Source organism: Cellulosimicrobium sp. KWT-B (assembly GCF_002127155.1).
In the GTDB taxonomy this organism is placed as follows: domain Bacteria; phylum Actinomycetota; class Actinomycetes; order Actinomycetales; family Cellulomonadaceae; genus Cellulosimicrobium; species Cellulosimicrobium funkei.
On sequence record NZ_NEDO01000003.1, the window covers coordinates 611,253 to 626,289 of the forward strand.

The 15,037-nt window shown below is 74.6% G+C and carries 18 protein-coding genes; 9 read left to right on the forward strand and 9 right to left on the reverse strand.

The window, feature by feature from the left end; all coding sequences use genetic code 11:
• Window positions 1-66 precede the first annotated feature (66 nt).
• Both B9L22_RS12655 and B9L22_RS12660 read right to left on the reverse strand, forming a co-directional pair.
• Complete coding sequence (locus B9L22_RS12655) at window positions 67-537, reverse strand: NfeD family protein (RefSeq protein ID WP_306303300.1); 471 nt, start codon at window positions 535-537, stop codon at window positions 67-69.
• Between the two features lie 71 nt (window positions 538-608).
• Entirely contained in the window at window positions 609-1,397 is a 789-nt protein-coding gene (locus B9L22_RS12660; protein ID WP_021483599.1) for an ABC transporter ATP-binding protein, read from the reverse strand.
• Between the two features lie 27 nt (window positions 1,398-1,424).
• Between B9L22_RS12660 and B9L22_RS12665 the strand changes: the two genes are divergently transcribed.
• Window positions 1,425-2,261, forward strand: coding sequence for a hypothetical protein (locus tag B9L22_RS12665; RefSeq protein ID WP_233140078.1), 837 nt, complete (start codon window positions 1,425-1,427; stop codon window positions 2,259-2,261).
• 50 nt (window positions 2,262-2,311) lie between these two features.
• Here B9L22_RS12665 and B9L22_RS12670 read toward each other — a convergent pair whose 3' ends face one another.
• Window positions 2,312-2,794 (reverse strand): SRPBCC domain-containing protein, encoded by a 483-nt coding sequence (locus B9L22_RS12670; RefSeq protein WP_086150612.1) that lies wholly within the window; start codon window positions 2,792-2,794, stop codon window positions 2,312-2,314.
• On the reverse strand, window positions 2,791-4,002 hold the full coding sequence (gene glgA, locus B9L22_RS12675; RefSeq protein WP_086150707.1) for a glycogen synthase: 1,212 nt from the start codon (window positions 4,000-4,002) through the stop codon (window positions 2,791-2,793). Before glgA ends, B9L22_RS12670 begins: the two co-directional genes overlap by 4 nt.
• A gap of 119 nt (window positions 4,003-4,121) precedes the next feature.
• On the opposite strand from glgA, the gene glgC reads away from it, so the two are divergent.
• Both glgC and serB read left to right on the forward strand, forming a co-directional pair.
• Window positions 4,122-5,363 carry a glucose-1-phosphate adenylyltransferase gene (gene glgC / locus B9L22_RS12680; protein WP_021482660.1) on the forward strand — a complete coding sequence of 414 codons (1,242 nt, stop codon included), beginning with the start codon at window positions 4,122-4,124 and terminating at the stop codon, window positions 5,361-5,363.
• Between the two features lie 86 nt (window positions 5,364-5,449).
• A complete protein-coding gene (gene serB / locus B9L22_RS12685) occupies window positions 5,450-6,118 on the forward strand; it encodes a phosphoserine phosphatase SerB (protein ID WP_255376904.1) in 669 nt (222 codons plus the stop codon).
• Window positions 6,119-6,188: 70 nt separating this feature from the next.
• On the opposite strand, the gene B9L22_RS12690 is transcribed toward serB, so the two are convergent.
• The 3 genes from B9L22_RS12690 to fabG all read right to left on the reverse strand — a co-directional run bounded on the left by B9L22_RS12690 (window position 6,189) and on the right by fabG (window position 8,355).
• Window positions 6,189-6,743 (reverse strand): histidine phosphatase family protein, encoded by a 555-nt coding sequence (locus B9L22_RS12690; protein ID WP_086150613.1) that lies wholly within the window; start codon window positions 6,741-6,743, stop codon window positions 6,189-6,191.
• Window positions 6,740-7,507 (reverse strand): enoyl-ACP reductase FabI, encoded by a 768-nt coding sequence (fabI, locus tag B9L22_RS12695; protein WP_021483251.1) that lies wholly within the window; start codon window positions 7,505-7,507, stop codon window positions 6,740-6,742. Before fabI ends, B9L22_RS12690 begins: the two co-directional genes overlap by 4 nt.
• 122 nt (window positions 7,508-7,629) lie before the next feature.
• Window positions 7,630-8,355, reverse strand: coding sequence for a 3-oxoacyl-ACP reductase FabG (fabG, locus tag B9L22_RS12700; protein WP_086150614.1), 726 nt, complete (start codon window positions 8,353-8,355; stop codon window positions 7,630-7,632).
• Between the two features lie 198 nt (window positions 8,356-8,553).
• Between fabG and B9L22_RS12705 the strand changes: the two genes are divergently transcribed.
• From B9L22_RS12705 to B9L22_RS12715, 3 genes are read left to right on the forward strand one after another with little or no spacing between them, the layout of a single operon-like run.
• Window positions 8,554-8,922 (forward strand): DUF3099 domain-containing protein, encoded by a 369-nt coding sequence (locus B9L22_RS12705; RefSeq protein WP_009863593.1) that lies wholly within the window; start codon window positions 8,554-8,556, stop codon window positions 8,920-8,922.
• A complete protein-coding gene (locus B9L22_RS12710) occupies window positions 8,919-9,167 on the forward strand; it encodes a hypothetical protein (RefSeq protein ID WP_009863594.1) in 249 nt (82 codons plus the stop codon). The genes B9L22_RS12705 and B9L22_RS12710 overlap by 4 nt, the downstream gene beginning before the upstream one ends.
• On the forward strand, window positions 9,164-10,153 hold the full coding sequence (locus tag B9L22_RS12715) for an SURF1 family protein (RefSeq protein WP_086150615.1): 990 nt from the start codon (window positions 9,164-9,166) through the stop codon (window positions 10,151-10,153). The genes B9L22_RS12710 and B9L22_RS12715 overlap by 4 nt, the downstream gene beginning before the upstream one ends.
• Window positions 10,154-10,180: 27 nt before the next feature.
• Here B9L22_RS12715 and B9L22_RS12720 read toward each other — a convergent pair whose 3' ends face one another.
• Window positions 10,181-11,779, reverse strand: coding sequence for an ABC-F family ATP-binding cassette domain-containing protein (locus B9L22_RS12720; RefSeq protein WP_021481119.1), 1,599 nt, complete (start codon window positions 11,777-11,779; stop codon window positions 10,181-10,183).
• A gap of 247 nt (window positions 11,780-12,026) precedes the next feature.
• Between B9L22_RS12720 and B9L22_RS12725 the strand changes: the two genes are divergently transcribed.
• From B9L22_RS12725 to B9L22_RS12735, 3 genes are read left to right on the forward strand one after another with little or no spacing between them, the layout of a single operon-like run.
• Window positions 12,027-12,395, forward strand: coding sequence for a hypothetical protein (locus B9L22_RS12725; protein ID WP_021481118.1), 369 nt, complete (start codon window positions 12,027-12,029; stop codon window positions 12,393-12,395).
• Window positions 12,396-12,400: 5 nt separating this feature from the next.
• Window positions 12,401-12,934 (forward strand): hypothetical protein, encoded by a 534-nt coding sequence (locus B9L22_RS12730; RefSeq protein WP_086150616.1) that lies wholly within the window; start codon window positions 12,401-12,403, stop codon window positions 12,932-12,934.
• Between the two features lie 34 nt (window positions 12,935-12,968).
• Window positions 12,969-13,874: a neutral zinc metallopeptidase gene (locus tag B9L22_RS12735; RefSeq protein WP_086150617.1), complete on the forward strand. Its 906-nt coding sequence runs from the start codon at window positions 12,969-12,971 to the stop codon at window positions 13,872-13,874.
• A 19-nt stretch (window positions 13,875-13,893) separates the two neighbouring features.
• On the opposite strand, the gene B9L22_RS12740 is transcribed toward B9L22_RS12735, so the two are convergent.
• Window positions 13,894-15,027: a GNAT family N-acetyltransferase gene (locus B9L22_RS12740; protein ID WP_086150709.1), complete on the reverse strand. Its 1,134-nt coding sequence runs from the start codon at window positions 15,025-15,027 to the stop codon at window positions 13,894-13,896.
• Window positions 15,028-15,037: the final 10 nt, after the last annotated feature.

Consider the following 15,037-nt stretch of genomic DNA (forward strand, 5'->3'; position numbering starts at 1 on the left):
GACTGCCTCCTGGTCGTCGGTCGCGCGACCGGTCGCCCGGCGGCGCGGTGCGGGTGTGCCGGCTGGTCACGACCCGGTGGGGTGCTGGGCGGGCAACGGCGCGACGACGGCCGTCGCGCCGTCGATCCGGACGACGCGCACCTCCGTGCCCACGGGGATCTGCGGCGCGTCGGGCTCGGTCCGCGCGGTCCAGACCTCGCCGACGAGCTTCACGCGGCCACCGAACTCGCTCACGCGGTCCACGGCGAGCGCCGTGCGGCCGACGTGCGCCGCGACGTTCGTCTCCGTGAGCGGGACGCGCGAGCGCAGGTGCCGCAGGAGCCACGGGCGCAGCGTGAGGAGCAGGATGACGCTCACGACCGCGAACGCGACGATCTGGAGCCAGAGCGGCCCGCCGGCGGCGTTGACGCCGGCCGCGGCGAGCGATCCCCCGGCGAGCATGATGAGCACGAGGTCGAGCGAGATGATCTCCACGAGACCGAGGAGCAGTGCCGCTCCGACCCACCACAGCCAGTCCATCTCGACCCCCGTTCCCACGTGCGCGCTTTACGTGTACTTTACCGTTCTTCCGCCCGCCGTGCACGCCCCCGGCGCACGTCGCGTGGAGGTCACGCCCGCGCGGCGCGCGCCATCCACCGGCCGCCGCCGTGCGCGACGAGCAGCGGCACGCCGAACGCGTCGCTGAGGTTCTCCGCGGTGAGCACCTCGCGGATCGGGCCGGCGGTGTGCACGACGCCGTCCTTGAGCAGCAGGACGTGCGTGAAGCCCGGCGGGATCTCCTCGACGTGGTGCGTGACGAGCACGAGGACCGGCGACGCCGGGTCCCCCGCGAGCTCGGCGAGCGCGCCCACGAGCTCCTCGCGGCCCCCGAGGTCGAGGCCCGCGGCGGGCTCGTCGAGCAGCAGGAGCTCCGGGTCCGTCATGAGGGCGCGCGCGATCTGCGTGCGCTTGCGCTCCCCCTCGGACAGCGTGCCGAAGGTGCGGTCCGCGAGGTGGTCGACGCCGAACGCGGCGAGCAGGTCGTCCGCGCGCTGCGCGTCGAACTCCTCGTACTCCTCGCGCCACCGGCCCGTGACGCCGTAGGCGGCGGTGAGCACGACGTCGCGCACGGTCTCGTCGCCGGGGATGCGGTCGGCCAGGGCCGCGGACGCGAGCCCGACGCGCGGGCGCAGCTCGAACACGTCGACGCGGCCGAGCCGCTCGCCGAGGACGTCGGCCGTGCCGGCCGTGGGGTGCATGCGCGCGGACGCGATCTGCAGGAGCGTCGTCTTGCCGGCGCCGTTGCGGCCCAGCACGACCCACCGCTCGCCCTCGTTCACCTGCCAGTCCACCGCGTCGAGGATGGTCTTGGGGTGGCGTCGGACGGTGACGCCCTTCAGGTCGAGAACCGCGCTCATGGTCACCGACCCTATAGGTTGGCCGTCGTGGTCTCACACTCGTCCGGGGGTCCGCACGACGCCCCGCAGCCCGCCCCGGGCCCCGGCTCCGCGTCGAGCGCGGGCGCCCTGCCCCGCAGCGCCCTGCTCGCGCTCTGGCTGCGCGCCGCGCGCCTCGGCGACGACGACGGGACGGCCCGCCTCGTGCGCGCCGTGGAGCGCGACGACGAGCCGCACGTGGTGTCGGGGGCGCTCGGCGACGTCCGGCTGGCGGACCTCGCGGGCGCGTGGGCCGGCGACGCGCGCGAGGTCGTCGCGCTCGCGCCGGTCCCCGGCGACGTGTCGGGCGTCCCGCCCGAGGTCTCCGCGCGCGCGACGGACGCGGGCGAGTGCGTCGTGGTCACGACGTCGTCCGGGTCGTGGGCGCTCGTGCCCGAGGTCACGGAGTTCGGCAGCGACCTGGAGCCGGGCCACCTCGTCACGTGGCACGTCACGCAGGTCGGGCCGTGGAGCGCCCGCGTGCTCGGCGCCGTCGGGTCTCTCCCCGAGGCGGAGCGCGACCTGCGCACCGCGCTGCTCCTGGCGACGCGCGCCCTCGACGAGCTCGACGTCGCCCGCTGGCGCGACGACGCCGCGGGCGCCATCGCCGACCTGCGCGCGGGCGGCGCCCCGACCTGGCAGCTCCCGCCCGGCGTCCCGCCGCGCGCCGTCCAGGTCCTCGTGCAGGCCGTGCGCCTGCGCGCGATCGTCGACCTCGCGACCGCCGACGACGGCGGGGCCGTCAACCTCTGGCAGGCCGACCAGCGCTCGACGGCGCTGCGCGAGGTCGACCGCGCGTCCCGCCACGCCGTGGGCGCCGCCACGTTCTGGGCCGCCACCGCCTGACCCGGACCGCGGACCGCCACCGCCCGGCCCGGTCCGCGCGGCGTCGGCCGTCAGGCGTGCGACGTCACGTACGCGTCGAGGTGGGCGAGCGAGGAGGCCATCCCGGCGGCGTGGTCCGCCGGGGAGATGCCCGGCGGCACGCCGGTCGCGCGGACCGTGACGCGCGCGCCGTCCCCGACCGGCTCGACGGTCCACGTCATCGTCATGGTCCCGGCGAACGCCGGGTCGTCCGCGGCGAAGACGACCTGCTGCACGACGCTCCGGCCCGGGACGAGGTCGACGACAGCGACGTCGACGACGTCGGTCCCCTCGCCCGTCTTCCCGGGGTCGGCCTGCGGGTCGTCGTAGGCGAGGACCATGCGGTAGCCGCCACCGGGGCGCAGGTCGAAGCGCTCGAAGCTCCCCGTCATGCCGTCGGGCGGGAGCCAGGCCGCGAGCGCGTCCTGGTCGACGAGCGCGCGGTACACGGCGCGGGGCGCGGCGGCGACGAGGCGCGACGCCTCGTCGACCCGGCCGCTCCCCGGGGTGCTCACGACAGCCCCAGCACCGTCCGGTAGACCTCGAGCGTGCGCTCGCCGATCGCGTCCCACGCGAAGTGGTCCTCGACGCGCTGCCGGGCCGCGCGGCCCATCGCGGCGGCCCGCTCGGGGTCGCTCACGACCTGCGTGAGGGCGGCGGCGAGGTCGGCGACGAAGCGGTCGGGGTCGAGCGGCGTGCCCGTGCCGTCGTCCGCCTGGTCGATCGGCACGAGGAGGCCGGTGACGCCGTCGTCCACGACCTCGGGGATGCCGCCCGTGGCGGTCCCGACGACGGGCAGCCCGACGGCCATCGCCTCGAGGTTGACGATGCCGAGCGGCTCGTACACCGACGGGCAGACGAAGACGGTCGACGCGGCGAGCACCGCGACGAGCTCGGCGCGCGGCAGCATCTGCTCGATCCAGACGACCCCGCTGCGCTCGGCCTGCAGCTCGGCGACGGCGCCGCTCACCTCCGCGGCGATCTCCGGGGTGTCCGGGGCGCCCGCGCACAGGACGAGCTGGACGTCGTCGGGCAGCGAGCGCGCGGCCCGCAGGAGGTACGGCAGCCCCTTCTGGCGCGTGATCCGCCCGACGAACACCACGGCGGGCCGCCCGGGGTCGATCCCCAGGTCGCGCACGACGCGGTCGGCGACGTCCTGCTGCACGCCCGGCTCGGGGCGGCGCCAGCCGTCGAGGTCGATCCCGTTGTGCACGACGTGCACCTTCGCCGGGTCGACCTGCGGGTAGACGCGCAGGATGTCGTCGCGCATCCCGCCGGAGACCGCGACGATCCCTGCCGCGCCCTCGTACGCGGTGCGCTCCGCCCACGACGATAGCGCGTACCCGCCGCCGAGCTGCTCCGCCTTCCACGGCCGCAGGGGCTCGAGCGAGTGCGCGGACAGCACGTGCGGGACGCCGTGCAGCAGCCCTGCGAGGTGGCCCCCGAGGTTCGCGTACCAGGTGTGCGAGTGCACGAGGTCGGCGCCCGCGACGTCGTCGGCCATCTGCAGGTCGACGCCGAACGTGCCGAGCGCGGCGTTCGCCCCGGACAGGACGCCGGGCACGGAGTAGCCGGTCACGCCGTCGTCGCCGCGCGGGCCGTCGAAGCAGCGCACGCGCACGTCGACGTGGCGCCGCAGCACCGCGGACAGCTCGGCGACATGCACGCCGGCCCCGCCGTAGACGTGCGGCGGGTACTCACGGGTCAGGAGGTCGACTCTCACGCGCCACACCGTAGCCGAGTCGCCCGCCGCCGACCCCCCGGTGGGCGGGGCCGACGCGAACCGCGCCCAGGATGCGGGTCCTGCTGCGTGGTCCCGCCCCGAGGGGCTACCGTCTGGGCATGGCCGCCGCACCCCGAGTCCTCGCCATCGTCCTCGCCGGGGGCGAGGGCAAGCGCCTCATGCCGCTCACCGCCTCGCGGGCCAAGCCCGCGGTGCCGTTCGGGGGCATCTACCGCCTCGTGGACTTCGCGCTGTCCAACCTCGTGAACTCGCACTACCTGCACATCATCGTGCTCACGCAGTACAAGTCGCACAGCCTCGACCGGCACATCACGAAGACGTGGCGCATGTCGTCGCTGCTCGGCAACTACGTCGCGCCGGTGCCCGCGCAGCAGCGCGTCGGCAAGCACTGGTATCTCGGCAGCGCGGACGCGATCTACCAGTGCCTCAACATCATCGATGACGAGCGTCCGGACATCGTCGTGGTCGTGGGCGCGGACCACGTGTACCGCATGGACTTCTCCCAGATGGTCGACGCGCACGTCGAGTCGGGCGCGCAGCTCACCGTCGCGGGCATCCGCCAGCCGATCTCGATGGCGGACCAGTTCGGCGTCATCGAGACCGACCCGAAGGACCCGACGAAGATCGCCGCGTTCCGCGAGAAGCCGTCGGACCCGGTGGGCCTCGCCGACTCCCCGGACGAGGTGCTCGCCTCGATGGGCAACTACGTCATCGACACCGACGCGCTGATCGAGGCCGTCACGTCCGACGCCGCGAACGCGGACTCCCGCCACGACATGGGCGGCGACATCGTGCCCGCCTTCGTCGAGAAGGGCACCGCGGCGGTCTACGACTTCATCCGCAACGACGTGCCGGGCTCGACCGACCGCGACCGCGACTACTGGCGCGACGTGGGGACGATCGACTCGTACTACGACGCGAACAAGGACCTCATCGCCGTCACGCCGGTCTTCAACCTCTACAACGAGGAGTGGCCGCTGCACACCGGCTACACCGGTCTGCCGCCCGCGAAGTTCGTGCACGCGGGCCGCGGCCGCCTGGGCCACGCCGCGGACTCGATCGTCTCCCCCGGCGTGATCATCTCGGGCGCGACGGCGGTCGGCTCCGTCCTGTCGCCCGGCACCTACCTGCACTCGTGGTCGTCCGTCTCGGACTCCGTGCTCATGGACGGCGTGCAGGTGCACCGCCACGCGCAGGTGCACCGCGCGATCATCGACAAGAACGTCGTCGTCGGGGAGCAGGCCCGCATCGGCCTCGACCCGGAGCAGGACCGCGCGCGCGGCTTCACGGTCACCGAGTCCGGGATCACGGTCGTCCCCAAGGGGACGGTCGTCGAGTGACGCCTTCCCCGACCGGCGTCGTGCACGTGCCCGACGCCGCGCCGAGCCCTGCCCCGCCCGCGACCGCCAGCCCGAGGAGCCCTCGCGTGACCCCCGACCCGCCGAGCGCCCCCGTGCGGCTCCTCGTCATGGACGTCGACTCGACGCTCATCGAGCAGGAGGTCATCGAGCTCCTCGCGGACCACGCCGGCACGCGCGGGGAGGTCGCCGCGGTGACCGAGCGCGCGATGCGCGGCGAGATCGACTTCGGCGCCTCGCTGCGCGAGCGCGTCGCAACCCTCGCGGGAGTGCCCGTCGAGGCGTTCGACGACGTCCGCGCGCGCGCGACCTTCACCCCCGGCGTCCGTGAGCTCGTCGCCGAGGCACGGCGCCGCGGCTGGGAGGTCGCGCTCGTCTCGGGCGGCTTCGAGGAGGTCGTCGCCGGGCTCGCGGCCGAGCTCGGCATCACGCGCTTCCGCGCGAACCGGCTCGAGGTCTCCGGCGGGCGGCTCACGGGTCGCACGACCGGGCCGGTGGTCGACCGCGCGGCGAAGGCGGCCGCGCTGCGCGAGTTCGCCGCCGAGCTCGGCCTGCCGATGAGCGCGACGATCGCCGTGGGCGACGGCGCGAACGACCTCGACATGATCGGCGCCGCGGGCGTCGGCATCGCCTTCGCGGCCAAGCCCGTCGTGCGCGAGCAGGCGCCCTACGGCGTCGACGGACCGCGTCTCGACGCGGTGCTCGCGGTCGTCGACCAGGTCGACGCCGCGCGCTGACGCCGGACGCACAAGAGCCCTGGCACCGTGGGGTGCCAGGGCTCCGTCGTGCGGGCGCGCCGGGACCGGGTCAGGACGGTCGGCCCACGTAGGTCAGGAGGGCAGCCTGCGGCTCCCACGCGTCCCACGACGCCCCGGACTCCAGCACCGAGTACGTCGCGGTCGGCACGCCGACGCGCACCTGGGCGAGCGCGCCGCCGTCGGACGCCGGGTCCGCCAGGTACGACGCGGTGGCCGCCATCGTGGGCTCGTGCCCGACGACGAGCAGCGTGCGGACCCGCGGGTCCGTGGTCCGCAGGAGGTCCAGCACGTCGGCGACGTCGGCCGCGTAGAGGCCGTCGCTCACGAGCACGTCGGGCTCGACGTCGCCCAGGTGCGCCGACAGGAGCTCCCACGTCTGACGCGTGCGCAGCGCCGAGGAGCACAGCACGCGCTCGGGGACGAGCCCCGTCTCGCGCAGCGCCGCACCGACGCGCACCGCCTGCCGGCGGCCGTTCAGCGCGAGGGGGCGCAGCACGTCGTCGACGCTCCCGCCACCGGGCTCCGCCTTCGCGTGGCGCAGCAGGACGAGGCGGCGCGTGCCGCCGTCGGGGGTCTGCGCGCCGTTGCGCTCCTCCGCGGTCACTGCCCCATGGCGTGCACGCCGCCGTCGACGTGCACGATCTCGCCGGTCGTCGCCGGGAACCAGTCGGACAGGAGCGCGACGACCGCGCGCGCGGCGGGCTCCGCCGTCGTCTGGTCCCAGCCGAGGGGCGCCCGGTTCGGCCAGGCGTCCTCCATCTGCGCGAAGCCCGGGATGGACTTCGCCGCCGTGGTGCGGATCGGGCCCGCGGAGACGAGGTTGGCCCGGATGCCGTCGGGGCCGAGGTCGCGCGCGAGGTAGCGGTTCGCGGACTCGAGGCCCGCCTTCGCGACGCCCATCCAGTCGTAGACCGGCCAGGCGAACTGCGCGTCGAACGTGAGGCCGACGACGGCGCCGCCGTCGGTCATGAGCGGCTTCGCCGCGACCGCGAGCGACTTGTAGGAGAACGTCGAGACCTGGAGCGCGGTCGCCACGTCCTCCCAGGTGCCGGAGAGGAAGTTGCCGCCCATGACGCTCTGCGGCGCGAAGCCGATGGAGTGCACGACGCCGTCGAGGCGGTCCGTGTGCTCGCGCACCGCGTCCGCGAGGCCGGCGAGGTCGTCGTCGTTCGTGACGTCGAGCTGCACGACGGGCGCCTCGACCGGCAGGCGCTTCGCGAAGGCCTGCGTGAGCTTCATCTGGCGGCCGAACGAGGAGAGCACGACCTCGGCACCCTCCTCCTGCGCGAGCCGCGCCGCGTGGAACGCGATCGAGGAGTCGGTGAGCACTCCCGTGACGAGGAGCTTCTTGCCGTCGAGCAGACCCATCGGTTTCCTTCCGTCGTGCGCCCGCTGTGGGCGCGCTGAGGCGAGCGTACTGAAAGAGAGGTGGGGCGGGCGCGTCGGTGACGGCGCCGCGGGACGAGCGCGCGAGGCGCCGCGGGGTGCGGTCAGTGGCCCATGCCGAGGCCGCCGTCGACGGGGATCACGGCCCCCGAGACGTACGCCGCGTCGTCGGACGCGAGGAACTGCACGACCCCGGCGACCTCGTCCGCCTGGGCGAACCGGCCCGCGGGGATGGCGGACTTGTACGCGGCCTGGCGCTCCTCGGGGAGCTCGGCGGTCATCGCGGTGTCGATGAACCCGGGCGCGACGACGTTCGCCGTGATGTTGCGCGACCCGAGCTCGCGCGTGATCGAGCGCGCCATGCCCACGAGCGCGGCCTTCGAGGCGGCGTAGTTGACCTGGCCCGCGCCGCCGTAGAGCCCGATCACGGACGACACGAGCACGATGCGCCCGCGGCGCAGCCGGATCATGCCCTTCGTCACCCGGCGCACGCAGCGGAACGTGCCGGTGAGGTTCACGTCGATCACGGACTCGAAGTCCTCGTCCGTCATCCGCAGCAGGAGCTGGTCGTGCGTGACGCCCGCGTTCGCGACGAGCACCTCGACCGGGCCGAGCACCTTCTCGATCTCGGAGAACGCGGCGTCGACGGCGGCGGTGTCGGTGATGTCCGCCACGGCGCCGAAGACGCCCGCGGGCAGGTCACCGCCGCGGTAGACGGTCGCGACGCGGTCGCCGTTCGCGACGAAGCGCTCGGCGATGGCACGGCCGATGCCCCGGTTCGCGCCGGTGACGACGACGGTGCGCGGGGCGGGGGCGGTGGCTTCGGACACGTGCGGCTCCTCGGGACGGTCGGGTGGGTCGGCGGCCGGGGACGGGTCCCGCACGGCCGGTGCCGGGTGGGCCCTGCCGGGCCCGGCGCGACGGCGCCGCACCGACCGTACCGTGCGCGGGCCCCGCGGTGCGCGGTGCGCCCAGGTCACACCGTTCCCCCACACTTTGTGGGGTCCCGACAAACGTAGACTGGACGGGTGACCACACGACGCGCCGCCCGGAGGTCGGCCGAGGCGGTCCCGAGCATCACCGCCGCCCCGGAACCGCTCGCCGCGGACCAGGCGCGCCGGGAGCGCAAGTACCTGATCCAGATGGGCATCCGGCTCGTGTGCATCTTCGGCGCCATCCTGGCGCAGGGCAGCTGGGTGACGTGGGTCCTCGCCGTCGGCGCGGTCGTGCTGCCGTACAGCGCGGTGCTCGTCGCCAACGCGGGCCGCGACCAGGCGCACTACGACACCTCCCCCATGGAGCACCGGGCGCTGCCCACGGCGGGTGCGCCCGGAAGCCACGGCATCGGGGGCGCCGAGCCCCGCGAGCCGCACGACGACGAGGAGGACCGCCGGTGACCGACGTCCTGGGCCTCGCCGACCCTGTCGGCGAGGACGAGCTGGTGTGCAGCGCCAAGGGCTGCCAGGAGGCCGCCGCGTGGGGCCTGCTGTGGAACAACCCCAAGATCCACACGCCCGAGCGGCGCAAGGTGTGGCTCGCGTGCGACGCGCACCGGGAGCACCTGGAGACGTTCCTCGGCGCCCGCTCGTTCTGGCGCTCGACGGTGCCGGTCGACGAGCTCGAGCGCCGGGCGGCCCCGTGACGCAGGCCGCACCACCGCAGGTCCCCGCGGGCCCGACGCCGCAGCGCGCCACCGCGGACGCCCACCAGCCGCGCACCCCGCGCCAGTGGGCGACGCTCGCGGTCGGGGTCCTCGTCCTCGTCGCCCTGTGCCTCGTCGCGGGCCGTTGGCAGTGGAACCGCTACGTCTCGCGCGACGCCGAGATCGAGCGCATCGAGGCGAACTACACGTCGGACCCGGTCCCGGTGGAGGACGTGCTGCCCGCCCCGGGTGCCGAGCTCGACGAGGCCGACCTCTGGCGGCCGGTGACCCTCGAGGGGCGCTACGAGACGGACGCCACCGTCCTGCTGCGCAACCGCCCGGTGGGCGGCAGCGCCGGCTTCCACGTGCTCGTCCCGTTCGTGACGAACCCCACGCCGTCCGCCCCGGACGGGCTCGTCGTCGTGGTGGACCGCGGGTTCGTGCCGCTGGGGACCGACGCCGTCACGCCCGGGGACGTGCCCCCGCCCCCCGCGGGCGACGTCGAGGCGACCGTGACGCTGCGCGGCGACGAGCCGCCGTCGGGCCGGGACGCGCCCGCGGGCCAGGTGCAGGCCATCGCGACGGACCAGGTCCTTGCCGCCGGCCCGGACGGCGGCGCCTGGGCCGAGGGCCGCACGGTCGGCGCCTACGGGCAGCTGCGCACCGAGGTGCCGCCCGCGGCGCAGACCCTGGAGGCGCTGCCGAAGCCGGACACCGACCCCGGCTCGCACCTGTCGTACGCGTTCCAGTGGGCGGTGTTCGCCCTCGGCGCGGTCGCCGGCTTCTGGCTCCTCGTGCGCCGCGACCGGCGCGACGCGCGCGGGGAGGAGACCACGCTCACCGCCGGCGACCTCCTCGCGGCCCAGGACCCGGACGCCGCGCGGGCCCGGCGGGAGCCTCGCTCACGCCGTCCGAGCGCCGAGGACGAGGAGGACGCCCTCATCGACGCGCAGCTCGACGCCCGGCAGGGTCCCGCCCCGCGGTAGCCCCGGTCCCGGCGACGAGCGGCCCGGTCAGGCCAGCGAGACGAGCTCCGCGTACTCGTCGCTCCACAGGTCCTCGTCGCCGTCGGGCAGCAGCAGGACGCGCTCGGGCTCGAGCGCCTCGACCGCGCCGTCGTCGTGCGTGACCATGACGACCGCGCCCTCGTACGTCTTGAGCGCCCCGAGGATCTCGGCGCGCGACGCGGGGTCGAGGTTGTTCGTCGGCTCGTCGAGGAGCAGCACGTTCGCCGCCGAGACGACGAGCGTCGCGAGCGCGAGACGCGTCTTCTCCCCGCCGGACAGCACGTTCGTCGGCTTGTCCGCGTCGTCGCCCGAGAAGAGGAACGACCCGAGCACCGAGCGCACCTGCGTGTCCGTGAGGTCGGGCGCCGCGTGACGCAGGTTCTCGACGACGGTCGCGTCCATGTCGAGCGTGTCGTGCTCCTGGGCGTAGTAGCCGATCTTCAGGCCGTGGCCCGGGTGCACCTCGCCCGTGTCCGGCTGCTCGACGCCGCCGAGGATGCGCAGGAGCGTCGTCTTGCCGGCACCGTTGAGGCCGAGCACGACGACGCGGCTGCCGCGGTCGATCGCGAGGTCGACGCCCGCGAAGACCTCCTGCGAGCCGTAGGCCTTGGACAGCCCGCTCGCGGTGAGCGGCGTGCGGCCGCACGGCGCAGGCTTCGGGAAGCGCAGCTTCGCGACCTTGTCGCTCTGGCGCTCGCCCTCGATGCCCGCGAGCATCTTCTCGGCGCGGCGCATCATCTGCTGCGCGGCCACGGCCTTGGTGGCCTTCGCGCGCATCTTCTCGCCCTGCGCGAGGAGCGCGCCCGCCTTCTTCTCGGCGTTCTGCCGCTCGCGACGACGACGGCGCTCGTCGGACTCGCGCTGCGCGAGGTAGGCGTCCCAGCCGAGGTTGTACTGGTCGAGCTCGCCGCGGTTGGCGTCCAGGTGGAACACCTTGTTCACGGTCGCGCGCAGCAGCTCGACGTCGTGCGAGATCACGACGAAGCCGCCGCTGTACGACTTGAGGTAGTCGCGCAGCCAGACGATCGAGTCGGCGTCGAGGTGGTTCGTCGGCTCGTCGAGGAGCAGCGTCTCGACGCCGGAGAAGAGGATGCGCGCGAGCTCGATGCGGCGGCGCTGGCCACCGGACAGCGTGCTCAGCGGCTGGCCGAGCACGCGGTCGTCGAGACCGAGGTTGCTCGTGATGCGGTGCGCCTCGCTCTCGGCCGCGTACCCGCCCGCCGCGAGGAACCGCGCCTCGAGCTTGGGGTAGCGCTCCATCGCGGCCTCGTGGGTCTCCGCGTCCGCGCTCGCCATCGCGCCCTCGGTCTCGCGCATCTGGCGCACGATCCTGTCGAGGTTGCGCGCCGAGAGGACCCGGTCGAGCGCGATGACCTCGAGGTCGCCCGTGCGCGGGTCCTGGGGCAGGTAGCCGATGTCGTTGCCGCGCGTGATCTTCCCCGCCGTGGGCTGGGTCTCGCCCGCGAGGGTCTTGGTCAGGGTCGTCTTGCCGGCGCCGTTGCGGCCGACGAGGCCGATCCGGTCGCCCGCGGCGATCTGGAACGTCGCCTCGTGCAGCAGGACGCGGGCGCCGACGCGCAGCTCGACGCCGTGGGCGGTGATCACGTGCAGGTCCTCTCCGAAGGGTGACCCCGGTGGATCCAGCCTGGTGGGGCGATCCGATCGACGGGGCCCGACGATTCTACGGGCCGCGCGCCCGCTCCCGCGCGGCCTTTCTCGCGGCGGCCCTCCGGACCGTCCCACGACCGTCCCACGCACAGGGAACAGAACGGGACAATCAGCCCATCGTGCTAGCCTCCGGACGTCCCGGACCGTCGAGGAGATGGCGGGGGACCCGAGCAAGGAGAGCACGTTGAGCAACGCCGAAGCAGCACTGAGCAAGGTCCTCGAGCTGGACGGGGCGATCGCGATCGCGGTCGTCGACTACAGCAGCGGCCTGGCCCTGGTCCAGAAGCAGGCCGCCCCGTTCGACCTCGAGCTCGCCGCTGCGGCGAACACCGAGGTCATCCGCGCGAAGCTCCGGGCGATCGAGCAGCTCGGGCTCGAGGACGGCATCGAGGACATCCTCATCACGCTCGGCCGCCAGTACCACCTCATCCGCCTGTCGCAGCGCGAGAGCCTGCGGGGCACCTTCTCCTACCTCGTGCTCGAGCGCGGACGGGCGAACCTCGCGCTCGCGCGCCGCGGCCTGGCCCAGCTCGACGAGTCGCTGTCGCTCTGACGCCCGTGGTCGCGGACGCCCTCGACCAGCGCGGGCGGGTCGCCCCCCGCAGCGTGGTGGACGTGCTGCGGGGCATCGACGACGCCCTCGACCACGAGGCGCACGTGCTCGCGCTCGGTCCCGGTGGCCGGGTCCTCGGCAGCGCCGGCCCCTCCCCCGGCCCGGTCGTCGAGGTGGCGCGGGCCGTCGCCGCGGCCCTCACCCAGGGCCCGGCCGTCCCGGGCAGCTCGGCGCGCTGCATCCTCAACACCGCCGAGGCGTGCGTCTTCGTCTACCTGCTGGGGCAGGACCTGTCGGTCATCCTCGTGGGCCCGACGGACTGGAACATCGCCCTCACGGGCCGCCGCGTCGAGCGGTTCCTCGTCGACTTCGTCGACACCTACCTGGCCGAGACCGTCACCGAGGCACCCGGCGACGACCCCGGCACGCTGCCGCGTCGCGAGCCGCCGGCGCCCGTCGTCGGGCCCGGCGAGCGGCACGAGCACCGCGGCGACCACGACCTGCTCGCGCGGGTGCTGCGCGCGCTGGTCCGTTTCTGAGGCCTGCGACCGCGCCCGGGGGTAGCGTTCCCCTGTGACATTCCAGGAGGGCGGATCGTTCGAGGGCGGACGCGTCCGCAAGGGTGGCGGCCGCGGGGGCGGCCCGATGATCGCGGGCGGCGGGATCGGCGCGGTGCTCGTCGCGCTGCTCATCGCGTTCGTCGGCAACCAGACGGGCGTCGACCTCAGCGCGCTGACCGGCGGCGACGGGTCGGACTCCGGCGCGTACGGCGACGGCCAGCAGGAGTACATCGACACGTGCACCGCCGAGCAGGCGAACACGACGCGCGAGTGCCGGCTCAACGGCACCGTCCAGTCGCTCGACGCCTACTGGACCGAGGCCCTCCCCGAGCAGGCAGGGGTCGAGTACGCGCTGCCGGAGGTCGTGAGCTTCACCGGGCAGGTCTCGACGGGGTGCGGCGCGGCGACGAGCGCCGTCGGGCCGTTCTACTGCCCACCCGACCAGACGGTGTACATCGACCTCGGCTTCTACGACGACCTGACGAACCGCTTCGGCGCGAACGACGGCGGTCTCGCGGAGATGTACGTCGTCGCGCACGAGTTCGGGCACCACATCGAGCAGCTGACCGGCGCCATGGACTCGGCGGACCGGCAGGGCACGGGCCCGGAGTCCGACTCCGTGCGCATCGAGCTCATGGCCGACTGCCTCGCCGGCATGTGGGCGGGCCACGCCGCGACCACCGTCGACCCGGACACGGGCGTGACGTTCCTCGCACCGATCACCGCGCAGGAGCTGAACGATGCGCTGTCCGCGGCGTCCGCCGTCGGCGACGACCGCATCCAGGAGGCCGCGACCGGCCAGGTGAACCCCGAGGGCTGGACCCACGGGTCGAGCGAGCAGCGCCAGCGCTGGTTCACGACCGGCTACGAGGGCGGCACCCTCCAGGACTGCGACGCGCTCTCCGCCTCGTCGCTGTGACCTCTCCCGCCGAGGTCGCTCAGAGCTCGATCGAGTACATGCGCGAGCCGGTGACCTTCTCGTAGCCGAGGCTCGCGTAGAGGCCGTGCGCGCCGGACGGGTTCTCCGTGTCGACGTCGAGCGCGGCGTACTGCATGCCGTCCGCCGCGAACGCGCGCATCGCGGCCGCGAGCGCCGCGACGGCGACGCGGCGCCCCCGGTACGCGCGCCGGACGCCGAGGAGCTCGGTGTACCCGAACGTGTACCCCCGCACGGGGAAGTCCTCGTCGTACCGGCCCGCCATCTCGTAGCCGACGACGAGCGGCTCGCCGGCGCGCAGCGCGGCGGCGGTCTCGGGGTCGGTGGCCGGGTCGGCGAGGAGCGCGTCGACGTCGGGCGCGTCGTCGACCACCAGGAACGACCACTGGGGCGCGAACTCGCTGCGCCCGTGCGTCCACGCCTCGGCGGTGCGGGGCTCGCTCCCCCAGTGGTCGCGGAAGGCGTCGTTGTGCGCGAGGCGCGTCGCCTCGTCGAGCTCGGCGGACCACGGGACGACGCGCAGGGAACCGTCGAGCGGGACGTCGGGCACGGGGGCCGCGAGGTCGCGGCGCAGGTCGGAGTAGAAGCGGCGGGCGACGAACCCGAACCGCGCGTAGAGCCGCGCCTTCTCGGGCGGGTCGGTGTCCTCCCCGAAGACGGCGAGCCGCGCGGGCAGCTCCTTGCCGCTCGCGGCGAGCACCTGCCGGGCGCGGGCCACCTGCCAGGCGAGCACCTCGCGTCCGATCCCGCGCCCCCGGTGCGTCGGGTGGACGCCGCCGCCGAGGAACGCCCGCACGGTGCGCTCGTCCCCCGGGTTGGTGTCGACCATCCCGTAGGCGCGCAGCGTCCCGTCGGTGTCGACACCGACGATCGAGTCGGCCGCGACGTCGCGCCACGGCGCGGTGAAGATCTCCTCGATCTCCGCGAGCGTCTCGCGGTACGGCTCGTCGTCCGCCGACGCGATGTCGTTGCGCAGCGTGAGCAGGGCCGGCGCGTCGGCAGGCGTGGCGGAGCGCCACGTGAGCCCGCCCGCGGTGACCGGCGGCAGGGTCGACGGCGCGGCGGCGCGCTCGGCGATCGGGGCGAGCGTCGGGGGCGCCGCCTCGGCGCGGTCGGTCGTCGAGGGAGAGGACATGGCGACCACG